This is a genomic window from Brachyspira pilosicoli (genome assembly GCF_019402445.1).
GTDB classification, from domain to species: domain Bacteria; phylum Spirochaetota; class Brachyspiria; order Brachyspirales; family Brachyspiraceae; genus Brachyspira; species Brachyspira pilosicoli_B.
In genome coordinates this window covers 1-1,146 of sequence record NZ_SRZM01000434.1, presented here as the reverse complement: position 1 = coordinate 1,146, position 1,146 = coordinate 1, and the positions used below count along the sequence as shown (strand labels likewise).

Genomic DNA, 1,146 nt, shown 5'->3' with positions numbered 1-1,146 from the left:
GCTTTCTGTCTTTTCTTTTGTTTATGTGTTATTTTTCCTTTTTGTTTATGCGTTGATTTTCTTTTTTTGTTTATAACTTTAAATGCAGTTCTTTTGCTTCTTTTATATCAATACCGAGTAGGTGCCTATCGGCAAAAGAAGTGGGGTGCTACCCTATGAAAAGCAGACAAGAGAACCTGAAACAAATGATTTCATTATAAAATCAAATATAGAAAAAGAAATTAATAATAATTTTAATTAAATATATACGTATCAAGAAAATATTAATACTAAAAAATTATAAAAATAATATTTTTTATGTTGTTATAGTTTGATTTCAAATCAATGTAAAAATTTGATATTAATACCAATATTGTTATAATATTAGTATTAAAGATAAGAGAATAAATAATGAATAATAGAGATGATTTTGATCAAAAAACAAAGGATATATTAGCAAAAAGAGTTGCTCATAGATGTAGTAACCCAGACTGTCAGCGTATAACATCTGGTCCAAATTTAGATAAATGTAAAGCTACTAGTATTGGAATAGCTGCCCATATATGTGCTGCCGCCCCTGGAGGACCAAGATATGATCCTAATATGAGTAATGATGAACGAAGAAGTATAGATAATGGAATTTGGTTATGTTCTACTTGTGCTAGGATTATAGATTCTGATCCTATTAGATATACAAAAGAGTTACTATATAACTGGAAATATGAAGCTGAATCATTAGCTTTACAACATATTAATTCTGGAAGTTTTAATACAATTAATAATAATATACCTATAGAAGATTTGAATGTTTTAATATCTAGTATAGATTTTATTTTAAAAATTTATTATAAAATTCATACAAACCCTTTTTATGATCATTATAGAATGGCATACAATATAGAACAAGATATAAAAATTTATAATATGTTTGTAGACGTTTACAATAGTTTCCTTAGTATATATCAAATAAAATCTAAGTATTATTTACAATTAAAAGAAATGAATATTGCATATATTTTAGATGGTTTTTTATCAAATTTACCTAAATTTTATGAGGAAACAGAAAGTGACTGTGGGCAACAAATGATAGCAACTATATCTTCATATTTAAATTATTTTAAAAAATTAGATAATCAAGTTATATCCAATTTAGAAAAAGTATTAAAT

Annotated in this window: 1 protein-coding gene; it reads left to right on the top strand. The window is 24.4% G+C overall.

Annotation, left to right across the window (positions count from 1 at the left end; translation table 11 throughout):
* Positions 1-390: 390 nt before the first annotated feature.
* Positions 391-1,146 (top strand): hypothetical protein (locus tag E6A48_RS11675; RefSeq protein WP_219710477.1); only part of this gene is annotated, 756 nt, incomplete at its 3' end.